This window comes from Chryseobacterium sp. CBTAP 102, from assembly GCF_003201365.1.
Classification (GTDB): domain Bacteria; phylum Bacteroidota; class Bacteroidia; order Flavobacteriales; family Weeksellaceae; genus Chryseobacterium; species Chryseobacterium candidae.
Genome location: NZ_QICX01000032.1, coordinates 1 through 1,188, shown reverse-complemented (window position 1 = coordinate 1,188; position 1,188 = coordinate 1). Strand labels below are relative to the sequence as shown.

The 1,188-nt window shown below is 31.2% G+C and carries 1 protein-coding gene; it reads right to left on the bottom strand.

From position 1 onward, the window contains the following. Nucleotides 1-122: 122 nt before the first annotated feature. Nucleotides 123-1,073 (bottom strand): ArdC family protein, encoded by a 951-nt coding sequence (locus tag C8D70_RS20615; RefSeq protein ID WP_110368541.1) that lies wholly within the window; start codon nt 1,071-1,073, stop codon nt 123-125. Between the last annotated feature and the right edge of the window lie 115 nt (nt 1,074-1,188).

The window sequence follows — 1,188 nt, the reverse complement described above, 5'->3', positions numbered from 1 at the left end:
ACCAGGAAGATCTTCCGGAAGAAAATTTTGTCGACAAATTTTTCCCGGTTCTGAAAGATATCAGCTCTCCAGGAAAAAATTTTGTCGACTTATATTAAAATAAACCGAATAATTATTCGGTTTTAAAGATTTTCTAAATATTTTTTTGCTCTTTTGGAATGATTAAAAGCGTTTCTTATTACTGTTTCTCTGTCTTGACTGTTATGTGTGGCCCATCCCTTCAAATATCGTACAGAGTTGATAAATTCGCTTAAAATTCCGAACTGAAGACAAATTAACATACTTCCCATTTCTGCTATTAATTCCTCAAAAGAATAACTTTCTTTATCCTTGTGCCCTTTCAAATCTCTGTTTAATCTATCATCATGACCCGTCCAATGGATCACCTCATGAAATAGAGTACTATAGTATTTATCAGAAGAAATAAAGAATTCTCTAGGTGGTAACTGGATATAATCTAAACTAGGCGAATAAAAGGCTACTTCTTTAAGTCCAAAAGTAAGTTTTAAGTTTCCTTTTTCCTGAATCGTAGATATAAAGTTTTCGCAATTTTGTTGCTCTTCAATTTCATTTTCTGCCGGTCCTTCCTCTTGCACATCCAAATTAATTTCTGAAAGGTTTTCTATCAATTCAGAATTAAAAACAACATAGGTTTTCGGGCATGGAATTTTTTGAATTCTCTTTTTTTCTTCCTCGTTCATAGAAATGACCTGCTGTAAGGTATAATTTTTATTGTTTTCTTTATCTTTATATAAGAATGTAAAGAATTCAATCAAGCATCCTTTTGCTCCTTTCTTAAGCCTTCCTCCTGCATTTGAAATATTATTGAAGGTAGCATATTTGCAGGTTTTAAAACCTTTTGCAATTGTGTCAATCATTAACGCCACAACATTAATTCCAGAGTATTTTTTTTGCGTGAATAAATTAGTCGGGTAAATAGTGCTAAGGTCTGCATAAGCTTCCCAATCTCCGCTCTTCACTTGGTCTAAGTTCTCTAATATTTTAGAAATAAACTTGTCCTCTTTAGGTTCTGAATAATTTTTTTTTCTGAAAGATTTAACGGCTGTTTTCATGTCTGCAAAAATTTAAAGTGTTGTTATATTGATTTTTATTACATAGTAAAGGTACGGAAATAAACCGAATAAACCAAATATTTATTACATTTATTCATTAAACGTTTCTATTGTA

What these genes read in the sequence shown, in the direction of transcription:
- C8D70_RS20615 (WP_110368541.1), bottom strand. Translation starts at nt 1,073, where the DNA reads ATGAAAACAGCCGTTAAATCTTTCAGAAAAAAAAATTATTCAGAACCT.